Below are 15448 nucleotides of genomic sequence, written 5' to 3'. Positions count from 1 at the left end.
TCACTCGAGAGGCCTGATGCCTCAATACTTGAAGTGCCTCGAAGCATCGACTGACACTGGGATCAACCCTTCCGCTGTGTCGGCTTGTGCCTGTTGTTGGGCCTATCAAGTCGGGTGAGCAGGATTTGCAGGGCGCACTCGTGTACGGCCGCGGGGCGATCCGGTTCTGGTAGCAGGTGATCGGCCTTTGCGGACCATCGTTCCATTCCTGTCCTTTGATTTGGCTGCCTTGCGTGAGGCATGCGCGTCGAGAAAAGCCCTGCAGGCTGCAAAGTCCGTCGTGATCTCTGGTGGACACTCGATGCCATACTCTTGGGCCAAGGCCCGTGCATAGCGCACCATCGCCTCAGTCGGAGGGCGGGAGCCATTCTGAGGCCTGTGTTCTCCTGGTTCGGACGATCGTGCCGGCGCATGCTGGTCCAGGAAAGCCCGGCAAATGGCGCCATTGCTCTTCAGACCACGAGGCAGCTTCACCCCTTTCCGTGCTGCAAGTGAGGTAGCGAAGGCAATCATGGCCTTGGTTGGCGGCTGCCCGGCCGGGGCGGTAGTCGCTGGGACCGCTGTCGGATCAACGGCAACAGTTTGTGACTGGGCGATGGCTCCGATTAGTTCCTGCACGCGGGCACGCGTCCGCTCCTGATAGGATGCGGCTCGCCGAATGGCCTCATTCCGTGTGACGGCACGCCCGATCTCCGCTAAGTCGGCCTCGAACATCGCTCGCCCGACAGGATCGCCGTAACTGGGAAAGACGCGGCGAACGGCTGCAATGAAAGCGAGCCCGACCTCCGTTACCTGGATTGGCGGATCTTTGCCCTTCAGCAGGTCGACATACTGGCTTTTCTGGAGCTTCGGCAGGATGGTGTCACGCGTCGCCGCTGTCCCAAGACCCTTGGGCTCATTCGGGTTCACCGGATTTTCCAGAGCGGCCTTGAGAGCAGGGTCTTCCACCTGATCGATGAGGCGGCCCATCACGACCGGCAGCTCGCCGCGCGTGATCCGACGCGGCGGCTCGGTTTTGGCTGTCTCGATCCGGGCATCACTTGCTTTGCCAGGCTCGCTGTCACGGATGGGCGGTAAGCGGCCAGTGGTGGGCTCCTCGTCCGGCTTGACCTTGCCCGGAACAGCCTCATTCTCCTCGTCAGCCTCGGCCCCATAGACGGCGCGCCAGCCCGGTGACCTGATCACGCTACCGCTGATCGAAAACCGCTTGGGGCCAAGTGGCGTCGGCACCTGCGCAGCGACCGTGGTCCGAGCATCGATGCCGTCGGGGAGATGCGCGGCCAGGAAGCTCTTGGCCACCAACTCCCAGAGGCGGAGATGATCCCCGCTGATGCTCCCCGGCTGAGGCACCTTGCGCAGTGGCACGATGGCGTGGTGCTCACCGGGATCCTTGACGTAATGGCCCTTGTTGCCCTTGCGGAACACAAGATCACCTGCGGCTGGCACGAGGCCGGCGAGTTCCGTTAGGATCCCGACGACGCTTGCAATCACTGCGCTGGCATCACCGAACTGGCTCTCGGGTAGATGCTCGGACTCGGTGCGGGGATAGGTCAAGTATCCCTGATCATAGAGGTCCTGGGCGAGTTTTGCCGTGTGCTGCGGATCCCAGCCAAATCGCTTGGCGCAGCGGCGGGCGAGGGCGTCTTTCGAGAACAGGCGAGGGGGCGACCGGCGCACGTCCTTCTGCTCGACGCTAAGGGGCCCCGACCAGGAGACGGCTGCCTGCTGGATCATCTCGGCAACCTGTCTGTCGAGGATCTTGTCCTTGGGGGCATGCCAGAGGGTAATCTCGGCTCCACCGCCCGTCGCGGCAGTCAGAGCAATCTTGAAATAGTCCTGCGGGACGAAGTCGCGGATGCGTTTCTCCAGGTCAGCCAGGATCGCAAGGGTCGGGGTCTGCACGCCACCAAAGCGCCAAGGCTCACGGAACGCAGGTGGACGCAGCCGCAGGGAGATGGCGCGGGTGCCGTTGAGGCCGAGATGGTAATCCTCGTATTGGCGACACAGGGCTTCAAGATAGGCCGCATAATCCCGCTCACCCGAGTCGGGCTCCTTAGCCATTGCTGCGAAGGCGCGTCTGATCGAGACCTCGTCGAGGGCGCCGAGCTTCAGACGGTCTATCCGACCCCGATAGCCAAGATGCTCGAGCACCTCCCAGGCAATCATCGAACCTTCCCGGCCCGGATCAGTGGCAATGATGACCCGCTCCACGCCCTCAAGAGCCTGCTTGATCGCCTCGACCTTGGGCTTGTGCGACTGGCCGGAGCGATTGGTGCCGTAGGTGACAGGGATACGCTCGAGTACGATCGGGAGCGTGTCGAAACGCCAGGACTTCCATTCGTCCCGCACGTTGCCGGGCTCCTCGGCCACCAGGAGATGGCCCTCGGCTGAGACGCAGATGGTCGTAGGCGATTTGAAGAACCGCTGCAGCTGGCGCATGGCCGAGGGTTTCTCGAAGAAGAACAGCGTGCGGGATGCTGATGGAGCGGTCATGACCCGGGCAGTTTGATCGGAACGAAAAGAGAACATTATCCCCAGGGTTGGAGCCCGTCAATGACTGCGGCGCTGTGGCGAGATGGTCAATCGCAGATCTCTTTCCAGACAAAGGCGGAGCCGCCATATCAGCGCTCGGGCGAAGCTAGCGACCCACTGTACCTTGGGGACCAGGGGAAAAACAGCTGCCGGGGCTCTGATCTGCAGTGTTCTAGAACCCACTGCAGATCGTCCCTTGAACAGGCCCGCTCTGGCCCTGACCGAGATGGGCCTTACTCCAATCAACAATCGTAACCACGGCTGGATGCATGGTTGCCTGAAGTGAATGCGACAGGATGCTCGCTTGTTTGACCCGCCATCGGAAACGAGGATCTCCTCATGCTCAGACTCCTTCATCGCATCCGACAATGGTTTCTCCGACGGCCTCCCGCCGATCTCACAGTGATCGAGTACGAGGCCGTGTCTCTGATTGCGTATGAGGGGAGGGCTGCGTACGAGCGCGCGCGGGAGCAGGCGGAGTACTGTCTCAGCCGAGGGAGCGAGGCAGGCTGCCGATTCTGGTCAGAGGTAGCCGTTGAGGTCGCACGTCGTACAGGTATGACGAATACGAGGAAGACGAAGGAACAGCCGGGGTGAGGAAGCCCTGCTTGTGCAGCCTCAAGTAGGGGAGCATCAGCTTCCTAAGCTGAATGTCGTGGGTTCGATTCCCATGGCCCGCTCCAACTTTCCTTCAAATATTTTCAGTGAATTGCAGGGGTTGGATCACTAGAGCCCTGCCATGCAGAGTCCGAGTGATACAACGCTGATACAATAACCCCTTCCACTTGCACTCGGATCACTGCATCAATCCGCCTTAGATAATCCTGATTTGAGAACGACTGCCGCCAACTCTGGAACTCAGCCGAAATCGACCGTGCTCAATCGCTTAATGCCTCTGCCACCTTTCAGCCGGGCGCCCATCTTCGCTTCACTCTGGATTCTTCAGGGGAGCGTAGCGATCCAAAATTTGTGTGATCGTCAGCCCTTCCGCCTTTGCCTGATCCAGCATTCGGCGAGCCGGTTCATACAGTTCCTGAAAGCGTTGATAGTGCGATCGGTATCGTCAACTTATTGGCATGAAACAAGTCGGCCCCTGCTCGATCGTCAGATCAGAAGCCCGCGGCGACGCCAGCCACCTCGGCCCAAGTCATAAATGCCTGTGCTCGGGACTTGCGACAGCCAGCGGCGTTGGTGTTGGCAGGATGGCGGAAGAGGTTTCCAACCTGATCGTGGACAGAAAGGAAGCGTTGCGCCTGCCCGGCTGATCTGAAGCGCTTCATGATGCGCTCCCGTCGTCGCGCCGGTTAATGACTGTTTTCTGCGCGATTGTTCAGGCCTCGATGTTGCCGATGCTCTACGCCAGGCATCATAGCTCTCTTTGCGGCGGCATAGCTAGGCAACTTGTCGGTGATCATCACGCGCGGGACTATCCCTTGCTTCTTGAGCAGCTTGCGCAACAGGCGCTTGGCCGCTTGGGCATTGCGGCGGCTCTGAACCAGAATGTCGAGTACTATCCCATGCTGGTCGACGGCCCGCCACAACCAGTGCTTCTGACCAGAAATGCTGATGACGACCTCGTCTAAGTGCCACTTGTCGCCGGCTGCCGGAAGGCGCCTACGGATCTGGTTGGCAAAGGCTTGACCGATCTTCAGCGCCGATTGTCGGACGGTCTCGTGGCTGACCTCAATTCTTCTTGCGGTCAGCATTTTCTCGACCATTCGCAGGCTGAGTGGGAACCGGAGGTATAACCAGATGGCATGGCTGATCACTTCAGGCGGGAAGCGGTGTCGGGTATAGCGGGGATTACGGGTCGGCTTCATCCCTCACATCTGCCACGCCTAGATCACTGCCTCGTTAAGTTGACGATGCCCCAAAGAGCTTGGTCAACTTTGGCTGGTCAGAGCTGACGTTCGTTGAACAGCCCGAATGTGAAAGTTTGACCTGAAAGAGACCTTCCAAGGATCTTCGCGCGATCAGCTGCACGTCAGAATGCTTTCAAAGAACTCCACAATCTACACGGGCGATTAACATGTGTGGTCGCGGGTGCTGACCAAGCAATTAGCCATAGGATTATCTTGTCTCCTTCGGTGTTGCCATGCCGCGTTACTTCTTCAATGCCTACAGCGGAATATGCTTTATGCAGGACGATGAAGGTCAGAGTTTTCCTGACCTTGAAGCCGCCTGCGGCCACGCGCGGCAGGTCGCCGAGCAGTTTTGGGCGGATCTCTCGGCCAGCGTGGTGCGGGAGGCAGTGACGATTGAGGTTACCGACGAAAGCGGCCAGGAATTCACAACCGTGCGTTTTCACGCGGATACCGAGCTAGTCCGGTCACCATCGATTTCATGAGGCGCAAAGTTGGCCTAGGCTTGTGAGCCCCGAAGTTCCGGTGCAGCGGTCGATGCCTCCTCGCGGTCATGGTCAATCGACACGAGGAAGGTCACGAATACGCCGTCGTCTTCCGCCTCGTCATCGAAGTCATCCACATCCGGGTCAGGGGCTTCAAAGATGGCAATCTCATGCCGGTACGCAGACCGGACGGTCAGAGGCGCCTTTCCGTCTCACAGCGGCGTGCCGTCACTGGTCATCGCCATCAGGTCCTGCTTGAACTCCTCGCTCGCAAAGACCTCCAGCGCCTGGGCTTCCTCCGCATTCGTAACTGCAATCGGGATGCCGCCGATCTCAACATTAAGCATCGGCTCTCCTAACCCGTCGGGGTTCAGTTGCGGCCCGTGTGTCGGGCCCGACTGCCTTCAGGAGGTGGGGCGTCCAAGGCGGGTAATGACCTGGGTCAGCTCCTCCCGCGGGACCGGCTTTTCCAGCCAGGGCACGCCTTGGAGTTCGGCGGGCAGACCGGCGGTGAATGGCAGGCCCGAGTAGACGGCGAAGGGCGTGTTGCGCTCCTTCAGCGCATGCGCAATCGGCAGAGCGGTGCCGTCCCGCAGTGACATGTCCAGCACCGCCACCTGTGGCGTATTGTGCTCCAGCCATTGCAGAGCATCGGCGCAGGTCAGGAACGGTCCAGCTATGGCGAACCCGGCATCTTCCAGGTACGCCTCAAGGGACATGCCGATCAGCGCCTGGTCTTCAACGATCATGCAACAGGGAACACTCATCACATCAACTCTCGCGTTGTTCCACGACAGGAAGAGCTCTGTCGGAGGAGGCAGCCGACAGAGCTCTCGCCGGGAAGATGGATGCGCAAGCATCATCACACACGAGCTTGACCTTGGCCCAGCATCCACTCATTCACTCAAGTGAAACGTGGCTGGAGTTTCTCACGCCGGAGCATGGCGCACGAATGGCACGGAGCGGTGTCAGAGCCCCACCAACAGGAACATTCGATCAGCCCGCTTGTTTGCTGGCGTCGTGCAAGGAGTAGGGGCGATGCTGACAGGATGCCATGTGCTGGTCGTGGAAGATGAGGCACTCGTGGCGGAGAGCCTCTGCGAACTGCTGACCGAGGCCGAAGGGGTGCCGGTCGGACCGGCTTCCTCCGTTCGTGAGGCGCGCCAGCTGATCAAGACCGATCCATCTCTCGATGCCGCCCTGCTCGATGTGAACCTCAGTGACGGTTCCGTGACGCCAGTGCTGGAGGCGCTCAACGCCCGCGGCATCCCGACTGTGGTCTACACGGGGAGTGTGGTTCCGGAGGATGTCCGCCAGCGCCATCCCGACCTGATCGCACTCTCCAAGCCCGTGCTGCCCGCCCGGCTCATCGGCGAACTCCGGAAGCTGATCGGGGCCATGGGCCCGCATCCGTCGGCAGGGTAAGCCATGGACCCGATCACCCAGCGCTCCCGTGACTGTTCGTGGTGCGTGGTCACCCGCTTCGGTCTCAAGCTTGTCGTGTTCCTGATCGTCTGCAGTGTCCAGATCGCGTCAGGAGGTCCGAACCTGTTCTTTGACTTTACAACCCTCACAGCGGGGGCTTGCGTTGTCGTTGCCCTTCAGTCTCGTGAGATTCCGCTTGCTCGATCTCTCAACCACTGGGACGAGGCGCTGGTCTCCGGGCTGATCTCCCATCTCGGCAAGGGCGTTCTCGGGTTGGGATGAAAGCGGCATGCCCCGACAAAGGGCCGGTCCTGCGGCCAGGAACATGGCGAGAGCATGGATGTTGTCCTCGCATTCAATCCCGAAGGAGCTCGGTCATGACCACGGATGCTCGCTCGCTCTACATCACAGCACTGCGCAACACCCATGCGATGGAACAGCAGGGATTGCGGCAAATGGAAATCCAGGTCTCCCGGCTGGAGAAGTATCCGGACTACGCGGCGCTGCTGAACCGGCACATCGAGACCACGCGCCAGCAGTTGCAACGCCTGGAGCAGGCGCTCCAGGCCGCCGGAGAAAGCGCCGCCACAATCAAAGAAGCGGTGACCAACGTGGCCGGCACGGTCGGGGCCACGGTGCACGGGATGTTCCAGGACGAGACGCTCAAGAACCTGTATGCCGGCTATGCCTACCAATACGAGCAGATCGCGGCCTACCGTTCTCTGATCGCCATTGCAGAATCCGCCGGCGAGACGGCGCACGTCTCCGCCTTCCGCCAGTCGGTGCAGGAGGAGGAACAGGCGGCGCAGGCGGTGGCCGGCCTGATCGAGCCGGTGACCCGGCGCTATGTCGAGCTCACCACAAGCGGCGAGAAGGCAGACCGTTAGGGAGGTCGCCTGCTGTCAACACATGAGACCTCGGTATCGTGCGAGGGTGTTCGTGTTCGCGGTGGGTGCGGGCTTCCCGACCGCGGGCGCGTCAGGAGCGCCGAGTTGGCGACCCTGACCGGGATCGTTGGCATATCATTGCTCTCGGCAAGCGATTGGGCCTCAGCCGGCGCAGGTAGGGATCTGAACGCGGAAGGGCAGGGCGGCAGCATGACGTCACGACTGCCCTGGAGTAGCAACCTGCCCGGCCTAATCCGTTCTCTTATCATCGTTGCAGCATCAGCCCTCATGAACTTATCCGCCCAAGCCTTTCCGGCTTTCGATCATGTCGTGGTCTTTGGTGACAGCCTGTCGGATAACGGCAACGCGGGGCGCGCCTCGAATGGACCGGTCTGGGTCGAGCACCTGGCCACAAGGTTCGGAGTAACGCTCAAGCCGAGCCGGACCGGCGGGTCAAACTTTGCGGTCGGCGGGGCTCGTCTTGATCCCCGCTCCGGCACGACCAGCCTGCGGGCACAGGCGCGCTCTTATCTCCGAGCATCCCGCCCACAACGGCGCACCCTTCACATCGTCTATGGCGGAGGCAACGATCTTCTGGCAGCCCTGGGTCAGCCTCAGGCGGTCGCGATGGTGGATACCGCCGTCGCCTCCCTGAGGAGCATCGTGGCCGATCTGGCGCGTCGGGGGGCGACCGACATTCTCGTGCCCAATCTTCCGGCCATCGGGATCACGCCGGCGGTGCGGGCCCAGGGTCGCCAGGCTGTTGAGGCGGCGAACAAGCTGGCCGAGCGTTTCAACCGCGCTCTCGATCAGGAGCTCTCCGGCTTTGCAGGCCATACTGGCCTGCGGCTGTACCGTCTCGACGTCTGGCAGCTGGCGGAGCGGGTGAGCGCCGATCCGGCCGCAGCGGGCTTTGTCGATATCACCACCCCCTGTGGTCAGCGCCGGCCGTGCGAGGGATATCTGTTCTGGGACGACATTCATCCAACCACGCAGGCGCACCGGCGGCTGGCCGAGGCCGCAGCTCAGGTGCTGGAGACGCGATAGAGGAGATCCCGGACAGGAAGTCAGCGAACCTGGGTCTTCTGCCGGTCATCAGTGGGATCGCGGCCCTTCACGTATTGGGCAAGGCTCCCCGGGCCTGGGAGGAAACAGGTTCCCGCACCCGGACATTGACACTCGAACTCGCAGGACAGGAGCCACCATGACCCAGGAAAAAACCGGTCCGGATGCGACGCCGCGCATTGGTCTCGATCTTGGTCGTCAGATCTTTGACGATCCGGGAGGCGAGGCCCGTCAGGAGGGGCAGGTGAGCGCAGGCGAGGAGCGGATCCGCCAGCGCGCCTATGAGATCTGGGAGGGAGAGGGCCGCTCAGGCGATCCGCAGGATCACTGGTATAGGGCGGAGCGCGAGCTGAACGAGACATCGCAGGAGCAGTCCGAGCCGAAGTCCGAAGATCCGGCACTCGGCAAGGCGGACACTCGGAAATGAGCCTGCGCCATTGGTTTGGTTGGCGTGCCGAGCAACCATCTCGCCGTTCAGGTTGATGTCGAGAATGGCGGCATCGAGGCGCTCGCCCGTGGCCAGGATCGCCTGCACCTCATCCCGGGACGCCACCGGCCCGACCACCTCCGCTCCGAGCGCGTGCAGCGCCCGGGCGATGTCGCGGGCGATGAAATACTCATCCTCGGCAATCAGCACCCGGCGGTTCGCCAGAGCGCCACGGGGTGGAGCGGTCATCCCTCTCCCCTAATCTATGCCTCGTCAGGGGCTTCGGGCAGGAGTAAGCTAGCAGCGGTCGCGCCCACAGTAGCACAGGTTCTGCGGCCGTGCTGTCGGATTTCTCCGACAGGGCGCCGACCCAAGCGGAGGAGCCCATGCACAATCTCCTCATCAACAAACTCGAGCAGTTCACCAAGCTCTCACCCGAGGACAAGCAGGTGCTGGCGGATGTTGCGCGTGGGCGGGTGTGGGTGCGAGGCGCCCGCGAGGATATCATCCAGGAGGGCGACAAGCCCACGTGCGTGAACCTGATCCTGAAAGGCTGGGCCTGCCGCTACAAGATGCTGCCTGACGGGCGCCGCCAGATCATTGCCTTCTTTGTCCCGGGCGATCTGTGTGACCTGCACGTGTTCGTCCTGCGCGCGATGGACCACTCCATCGGAGCCCTGACCCCGATCACCTTCGCCGAGATCTCTCGCGAGACGCTGCGGAACATCATGTCCGACCACCCGCGGATCACCGAAGCGCTCTGGTGGGACGCGCTGGTAACCGTGGCGATCCAGCGCGAGTGGACCGTCAATCTGGGCCAGCGCTCAGCCTTTGAGCGCTTGGGCCATCTCCTATGTGAGCTGTTCCTGCGCCTGAGAGCCGTGGGGCTGACGCAGGGCAACGCCTGCGAGTTCCCCGTCACCCAGACCGAACTCGCCGACGCCACCGGGCTGACGACAGTTCATGTCAACCGCACCCTCCAAGAGCTGCGGGGCGAGGGGTTGATCGAGCTCCACGGCAAGCACTTGATCATTCCCGATCTGGAGGCGCTTGAGACCGCCTCCGTGTTCAACCTGAACTATCTGCATGGGGATCACGAAGGCAGCGCACTGGATGCCCGTAACGGCGAAATCGGCTCTGCGGGCCAACGGTCCCGCGGGGCTTGAATTGGGCGAGGAGGCCGGCACAGTGCTTCAGACAAGCGAGCCCCATCAGGCTTCCTGGCCTATCGGCGGCGAGATGGGCGAGAGGATTCGCGCGTTCGACTGGTCTCAGACATCGCTCGGCCCCCTGAAGGCCTGGCCGCAGAGCCTGAAGGCCACTGTCGATCTTGTGCTCGCCTCGCCGATGCCGATGAACCTGCTGTGGGGTCCGGACCTCGTCCAGATCTACAACGATGCCTTCCGGCCATATTTCGGAACCAAGCACCCCGCCAGTTTGGGACAGCCTGCCCGTGAGTGCTGGGTTGAGATCTGGCCGGAGAGTGAGCCGCTCAACGCGCGTGTGCTCGCCGGCGAAACCGTCGTCCTGGCGAACCATCCTTGGATCGACACCCGCGATGGTGATCCGGAGGAGATCTGCTCCACGACCTCCTTGATCCCGCTCCGCGACGACAGCGGGGCGGTCGTGGGCATTCTCACGACCGCGTCCGAGACGACGCACCACGTCAGAGCCGAAGCCGAGCTGACGCGGGCGGAGCAGGCGTTGCGCGAGAGCGACGCGCGCCTGCGGGCAGCGCTGGAGATCGAAACCGTTGGCGTGATCCGTCTTGCCCTTGAAGGCCCGATCATCGAGGCCAACGATGCCTTCCTGGCCATGGGCGGCTACAGCCGGGCGGATCTGGAGGCGGGGCGTCTCACCTGGCAGGGGCTGACCCCGCCGGAATGGATGGAGGCTTCCGAGCAGGCTGTTGCGGAGCTGAAAGAGAATGGGCAGAGCAAGCCGTACGAGAAGGAGTACCTGCGCAAGAACGGCTCGCGCTGGTGCGGGCTGTTTGCGGCCAAGATGCTGCCGGATAGCACCATCTTCGAGTTCGTGCTCGACATCACCGCCCGCAAGCAGGCGGAACAGGCGCTCGCGACCGAGCTGAAGGCAATGACGCGGCTGCACGACGTGAGCCGGCAGGTGGTCAACGGGGCCGGGCTTCAGGCGGTGCTCGATGCGATCCTGGAGGCCGCGATTGAGTTGCACGGCGCAGACTTCGGCAACATCCAGCTTTTCGATGACAAGACCAGGACGCTGCGCATCGCCGCCCAGCGCGGCTTCCAGAAGCCGTTTCTCGACCACTTTGCCGAGGTCGATGTCGCAGAGGGCTCGGCCTGCGGCATGGCCCTGGCCCGCCGGGAGCGGGTGATGATCGAGGATGTGGAGACGGAGCCCGCCTACGCGCCGAGCCTTCAGGCCGCGCGTGAGGCCGGCTACCGGGCCGTGCAGTCAACGCCGCTGTTCACGCCCACCGGCGAGACGCTCGGCATGCTCTCGACCCACTTTCGCCAGCCGCACCGCTTGTCTGAACTCGATATGAGACTCACCGATATCTATGCCCGTCTGGCTGCGGAGGCCATCGCACAGGTCCGTGCTGAGGTGGCCTTGCGCGAGAGCGAGAGCCAAGCGCGGCTGCTGCTGGCCGAGTTGCAGCACCGTGTGCGGAACACCCTCGCGGTCATCCGCTCCATCGCGCGCCAGACGGCGGAGACCAGCGAGACAGTGGAGGATTACGCCATGCACTTGGACGGCCGGCTCGATGCGTTCGCCCGTGTGCAGGGAGCCGTGACGCGCGACCCCTGCGCCGGGATTGATCTGTCGTCCATGGTGGCCGAGGAGTTGCTTACATGCGCGGCTCGGGAGGGCGAGCAGTTCAGCCTGTCAGGACCCACCATTCGCCTCCAGCCCAAGGCGGCCGAGACCGTGGGGCTGGCCATCCACGAGCTGGCGACCAACGCGGTCAAGTATGGGGCGCTGTCGAGCCCGAAAGGGCACGTGACGGTGGCCTGGCGCCTGGAGGACCAGAATGGCGGCCAGCGGCTACGGATCGAGTGGTCGGAGACGGGAGTGCCGGTGCTGTCGCTAGCGCCCCGGCGCAGCGGCTTCGGGACCGAACTGCTGACGCAGACCTTGCCCTACCAGTTCCGGGGAACAACGACGCTGACGTTCAAGCCGGGCGGGCTGCAATGCACCATTGAGCTCCCCTCCAACAGGGTGTTGCAGTAACAGGAGCCGACTGATTGGTGCGGCTGGCCCTCCTCATGCCGCAATCTTGGATCTTGCGCCTGTGTCCTCTGATTGGTCCGTCTGCGACCCAATCAACCGCCACGAATTTCAACTAATGGCACCAAGCGAATGTGAGTCGAATGTCCATCGCATTGCGGTGGGCGGACCTTCATAGGCGCTAGCTCTATGACCCAGGTTGACCCTCTGCGGATATTCCTGAAGCCGGTGCAGCCATGGACACTCAGGGGCAGCTTGTTCCCTGGAGATCGGGCAACCGCTTTCGAGGCACTTCGTAGCTAACCGGAATTAGCCGAGGGGCGTGCGCTGTAGCGTACAAGTGTGGTTGCTGGAGTTAAGGAGCTCCTGATCACCGTGAGCTAAATGGTATCTGCTGCCTAAATTGCGGGAATTGCACGAGGCGCCTAGGCTTGTCCGTCGAAGGATGGGCCCATCAGGACTTGCGCCCATCGCGCTGGCGCCGATCCATCACCGCTTCTCACGCAGAACCACAACGTGCAGATGCGGCTGTCATCCATCAATGCCATCAGGTCACCGCCTTGGCCATTCTTGGGAAGAGACACTACACCTTGCTGGAGTGCGCTGCCCGAAATCCCGACTGGTGTCACAGAAGAGCCTTCTGGCAGCCTTGTCCCGATCCGTTTTGGGATGAGCTGCATCTGGGCAACTTCGTCCGACGAGAAAACGCCACCCCGGTCAGTATCGGACTTTCCACCGACACCATGGCCAGAGATGCCAACTCCACGAACACCGGTTGGACCGCGCCCAAAGACGCCCGTATTGCCCGTCTCCCAAATACTGGGTTTGTCATGACCGCCAGCTAAACCGATGACACCGGCTGCCGGAGGCAACCTATCGCCTGTCGCTACCCCGCCTCGCCCGATCACACCAGCGCCTGGCTCCGCAGGACCATCGCTCGTTGTGGTGCTGCCATCGACGATCGTATTGATTTTAGCGTCGGCACCTTGCCCAAAAACTCCAGCGCTTCCGGCATTGTTCGCGCTTGGCATGTCCTTGTTACCTGCATCTCCTCCAACACCGATAACGCCCGTTCCAAGCAAGATCCGGTCGGGGTTGCTCTCCAAGATCCGACCTCCCTGGCCGAAGACTCCGACACCGGGCGGAACGTCATCAGGCCCTGGTTGCAGCAACGCATGTCCTCCGACCCCGTGTACGCCTGTCCCGCCGCGACCGTGCCGCAGCAGCCGATCTCCACCAGATCCAAGGCCAAAGACCCCGGTTCCTGAGCGTGGCCCCCCGAATCCCATGAGGCCTGTTGCAGCTCCGCCTGCGTCTCCAACAACGCCAGGCCCGCCCTCACCACCTTTCCCAAAGACGCCGCGGCCACCAACCGCACCGCCTATTCCAATAACTCCTGTGCCGCCGCTCTGGCCGGCGTGTTCCGCACTCCATCCCACCCCCATGATGCCGTCGAGTGGAGCTGAAGGGCGAAACTCACCTTCTTCGTTCTCGGAGTCCTTGGCGACCTCGGCGAGGAATATGACGGGACCGCCAAACTCGGTCCGAAACCATTCTACCTCGAAGGGACCGATGTTGACTGTCGTGAACTTGTTTTCGGCCCATATGGTTGTTTGATCGTTGGAACGGTTAACTCGGCCGGAAACAAGCTCCTCATCGCTTTCTGCTGATCCAGACATGGCGCCCTCATCAGGGAATTGTGCTCGCAACCTGAGCAGTTTGGGCATGTCTCTCGTTTTTTATGTGGCGAAACCTGCAAAGATTCCTTGAATGCAGCTGCCACAAGGTGGTGCTGCCTTGTGCCATTTGGCATCGGGCCCGGCCGTATGCTGCCGGGCTTGGAGCATCGCGCCATAGGAGCCCCGAGATGAAGAGTAATAAGACGCTGACCAAACGACAGCTTCTGGTTCTTCTCGGACCTAGACCGAATATCTCCACTTGCGCGCCGGGCGAGCCTCAATACGGCCACGCTTAATGGCCACTTTTGAAAAGCGCACGTTAAGCGTAGATAATGTGTACGCGCAGCATGAATTCGCGTGCGCCGGCGGGTGTCCGTCTTTGGACCAGCCGAAGCCTACAACATGTCACGGGAGGGACCGATGCCGATCCTCGCCGAGCTGTACGTGGCGACCCGTACCCGCAACACCGCAAATGCCGACACAGAGAATCTCCCAGTCCTTGTAGTAAAGCGCGGGCCCGACATCGTGTTCACGAAACCGTTGTTCGGTGGCGATTTTCGGACGGCCCGTGGCGCTGGCGCCGTCTGGCGCTTCGACGTCCGCGAGGTCAATCTCGACTCAGCTGACCTCAGCGTCCAACTGTGGGCCAGCGGCGACGATGCGTGGTCGCCCGAGCACGTGATCGCCTGGGGCGTCGCCGGCAACCGCATCGGGGACGAACGGGTGATTCCCCTGGCGGCGTTCCTCGACCTTGCCAGCCCGGTGACCCCGGCCGGGAGCGGAGTGTGGATCAGTGGCCACATGGACAAAGGAGAGCGGATCCTCTTCGTTCCTTCCGTGGATCGCGGGAGGGACGCAACACGCGCTCGGCGGCTGATCGTGATCAGCGCCACAGAAGCGTATGGTGGGATGTTCCCTGCCGCGGCCGGGCCGGGCGGCAACTTGGAGGAGACCGGAACCGTGGGACCGCTCACGCTTCAAGGCGGTGGCGCCGGGCGGCTGTTCCTGAGCTACACGCTTCCGGCCACCCCCCAGGGGGATCTAGGCCACGGTGCGGCTGCGTTCTACGTTGTCGACTTGGCAGCACCGTTCAGCCGCTCCGATCTCGAGGGAGGGGCCTTCACGCTCACCATCGGATCCGAAGACTGGTGGAAGCCTGACTACTTTGCGGTGTTCGGCGTCGACACGGTCAACGCGGGACCGCGCGCCCTCATCCCGTTCGTCGCCGCGTCCGCATTCGAGCTGCGCCAGATGAGTAGCGATCCGAGCGAGGGCTGGCACAGCGTTGTGCTCCCGACGGCGAAGGTGCTCCCGCAGCGCCCGATCCGCCCAGATGTCGACATCGATGACGTGGAGGGCGTGCTCGCCGCGCGGATTCCCCACGCTGAGGACCAGCAACCGATCCCCGAGAGACGCATGGAACCCGGGGCTAACTCCGAGACCTGAGCGGGATCACATGGTATCCATCGGTGTGCTGCGCCGCAGAGCTCGCAATGCTAATGCTCGCGCTCGTGCTTGAATCCCGCGACCAAGCGCCAGCCTGGGGCACAGACAGGGGTGACATAACGCGCCTCTCTAGGGTAGCACCGAAAAAGCCTTATCACCGCAGATCAGTCGACAAGAAACTGCAGCTAAGCCAAGGCTCAGCTCAGCGATGGTGTGAGCTCAGAAGGTCTTCTCATCGCACGAGGCGCAAGTGGGCCGGATGTCCGGACCTGTGCGATGAGCTGACCTCTACACGGCCCCGCTTAAAGGCCGTGTTTGACCCATTCCGGAAGTTGAACCATTTCTTTTGATCATTGATCGGGGCAATGGAACGAGGCACTCATCCAGCATCTCCTCGCTTCCCTTTGGAAGGGAGCATGAGAAGTTTTACTCG

Annotated in this window: 15 protein-coding genes and 1 pseudogene; 9 read left to right on the top strand and 7 right to left on the bottom strand. The window is 62.2% G+C overall.

The window, feature by feature from the left end; genetic code table 11:
* Window positions 1–105: 105 nt before the first annotated feature.
* Together AA309_RS26425 and AA309_RS26410 are read right to left on the bottom strand one after the other, a co-directional pair.
* A complete protein-coding gene (locus tag AA309_RS26425) occupies window positions 106–2493 on the bottom strand; it encodes a type IA DNA topoisomerase (protein WP_052955023.1) in 2388 nt (795 codons plus the stop codon).
* Window positions 2494–3641: 1148 nt separating this feature from the next.
* A pseudogene (locus AA309_RS26410) lies at window positions 3642–4352 on the bottom strand (IS6 family transposase).
* Window positions 4353–4627: 275 nt separating this feature from the next.
* Between AA309_RS26410 and AA309_RS26405 the strand changes: the two are divergent.
* Window positions 4628–4879, top strand: coding sequence for a DUF6894 family protein (locus tag AA309_RS26405; protein WP_047192007.1), 252 nt, complete (start codon window positions 4628–4630; stop codon window positions 4877–4879).
* Between the two features lie 14 nt (window positions 4880–4893).
* Here AA309_RS26405 and AA309_RS37325 read toward each other — a convergent pair whose 3' ends face one another.
* The 3 genes from AA309_RS37325 to AA309_RS26395 form a co-directional block, all read right to left on the bottom strand.
* Window positions 4894–5016: a hypothetical protein gene (locus tag AA309_RS37325; RefSeq protein WP_280136928.1), complete on the bottom strand. Its 123-nt coding sequence runs from the start codon at window positions 5014–5016 to the stop codon at window positions 4894–4896.
* Between the two features lie 75 nt (window positions 5017–5091).
* A complete protein-coding gene (locus AA309_RS37320; RefSeq protein ID WP_280136927.1) occupies window positions 5092–5226 on the bottom strand; it encodes a hypothetical protein in 135 nt (44 codons plus the stop codon).
* Window positions 5227–5283: 57 nt separating this feature from the next.
* A complete protein-coding gene (locus AA309_RS26395) occupies window positions 5284–5628 on the bottom strand; it encodes a response regulator (protein ID WP_052955022.1) in 345 nt (114 codons plus the stop codon).
* A 289-nt stretch (window positions 5629–5917) separates the two neighbouring features.
* Between AA309_RS26395 and AA309_RS26390 the strand changes: the two genes are divergently transcribed.
* The 5 genes from AA309_RS26390 to AA309_RS33595 all read left to right on the top strand — a co-directional run bounded on the left by AA309_RS26390 (window position 5918) and on the right by AA309_RS33595 (window position 8683).
* Entirely contained in the window at window positions 5918–6304 is a 387-nt protein-coding gene (locus tag AA309_RS26390) for a response regulator (RefSeq protein ID WP_047192005.1), read from the top strand.
* A gap of 3 nt (window positions 6305–6307) precedes the next feature.
* On the top strand, window positions 6308–6586 hold the full coding sequence (locus AA309_RS26385) for a hypothetical protein (RefSeq protein WP_047192004.1): 279 nt from the start codon (window positions 6308–6310) through the stop codon (window positions 6584–6586).
* A 95-nt stretch (window positions 6587–6681) separates the two neighbouring features.
* On the top strand, window positions 6682–7191 hold the full coding sequence (locus AA309_RS26380; protein ID WP_047192003.1) for a ferritin-like domain-containing protein: 510 nt from the start codon (window positions 6682–6684) through the stop codon (window positions 7189–7191).
* A gap of 288 nt (window positions 7192–7479) precedes the next feature.
* Window positions 7480–8238 (top strand): SGNH/GDSL hydrolase family protein, encoded by a 759-nt coding sequence (locus AA309_RS26375; RefSeq protein ID WP_150117777.1) that lies wholly within the window; start codon window positions 7480–7482, stop codon window positions 8236–8238.
* Between the two features lie 157 nt (window positions 8239–8395).
* Window positions 8396–8683: a DUF2934 domain-containing protein gene (locus AA309_RS33595; RefSeq protein WP_084731684.1), complete on the top strand. Its 288-nt coding sequence runs from the start codon at window positions 8396–8398 to the stop codon at window positions 8681–8683.
* On the opposite strand, the gene AA309_RS34705 is transcribed toward AA309_RS33595, so the two are convergent.
* Window positions 8564–8932 (bottom strand): response regulator, encoded by a 369-nt coding sequence (locus AA309_RS34705; protein WP_052955021.1) that lies wholly within the window; start codon window positions 8930–8932, stop codon window positions 8564–8566. The two genes, AA309_RS33595 and AA309_RS34705, sit on opposite strands and share 120 nt — an antisense overlap.
* A gap of 137 nt (window positions 8933–9069) precedes the next feature.
* On the opposite strand from AA309_RS34705, the gene AA309_RS26365 reads away from it, so the two are divergent.
* Window positions 9070–9849: a Crp/Fnr family transcriptional regulator gene (locus tag AA309_RS26365; RefSeq protein WP_047192002.1), complete on the top strand. Its 780-nt coding sequence runs from the start codon at window positions 9070–9072 to the stop codon at window positions 9847–9849.
* A gap of 22 nt (window positions 9850–9871) precedes the next feature.
* A complete protein-coding gene (locus AA309_RS26360) occupies window positions 9872–11893 on the top strand; it encodes a PAS domain-containing sensor histidine kinase (RefSeq protein ID WP_244470507.1) in 2022 nt (673 codons plus the stop codon).
* A gap of 422 nt (window positions 11894–12315) precedes the next feature.
* Here the strand turns inward: AA309_RS26360 and AA309_RS34700 are convergent, their stop codons facing one another.
* Window positions 12316–13569: a hypothetical protein gene (locus AA309_RS34700; RefSeq protein WP_150117776.1), complete on the bottom strand. Its 1254-nt coding sequence runs from the start codon at window positions 13567–13569 to the stop codon at window positions 12316–12318.
* Between the two features lie 402 nt (window positions 13570–13971).
* Here AA309_RS34700 and AA309_RS26350 point away from each other — a divergent pair, with 402 nt between their 5' ends.
* Window positions 13972–15015 carry a hypothetical protein gene (locus AA309_RS26350; RefSeq protein ID WP_150117775.1) on the top strand — a complete coding sequence of 348 codons (1044 nt, stop codon included), beginning with the start codon at window positions 13972–13974 and terminating at the stop codon, window positions 15013–15015.
* Window positions 15016–15448: the final 433 nt, after the last annotated feature.

Origin of the sequence: Microvirga vignae, from assembly GCF_001017175.1 — a bacterium.
GTDB lineage: Bacteria > Pseudomonadota > Alphaproteobacteria > Rhizobiales > Beijerinckiaceae > Microvirga > Microvirga vignae.
The sequence above is the reverse complement of the archived record's forward strand: the minus strand, read 5'-3'. Positions and strand labels throughout refer to the sequence as shown.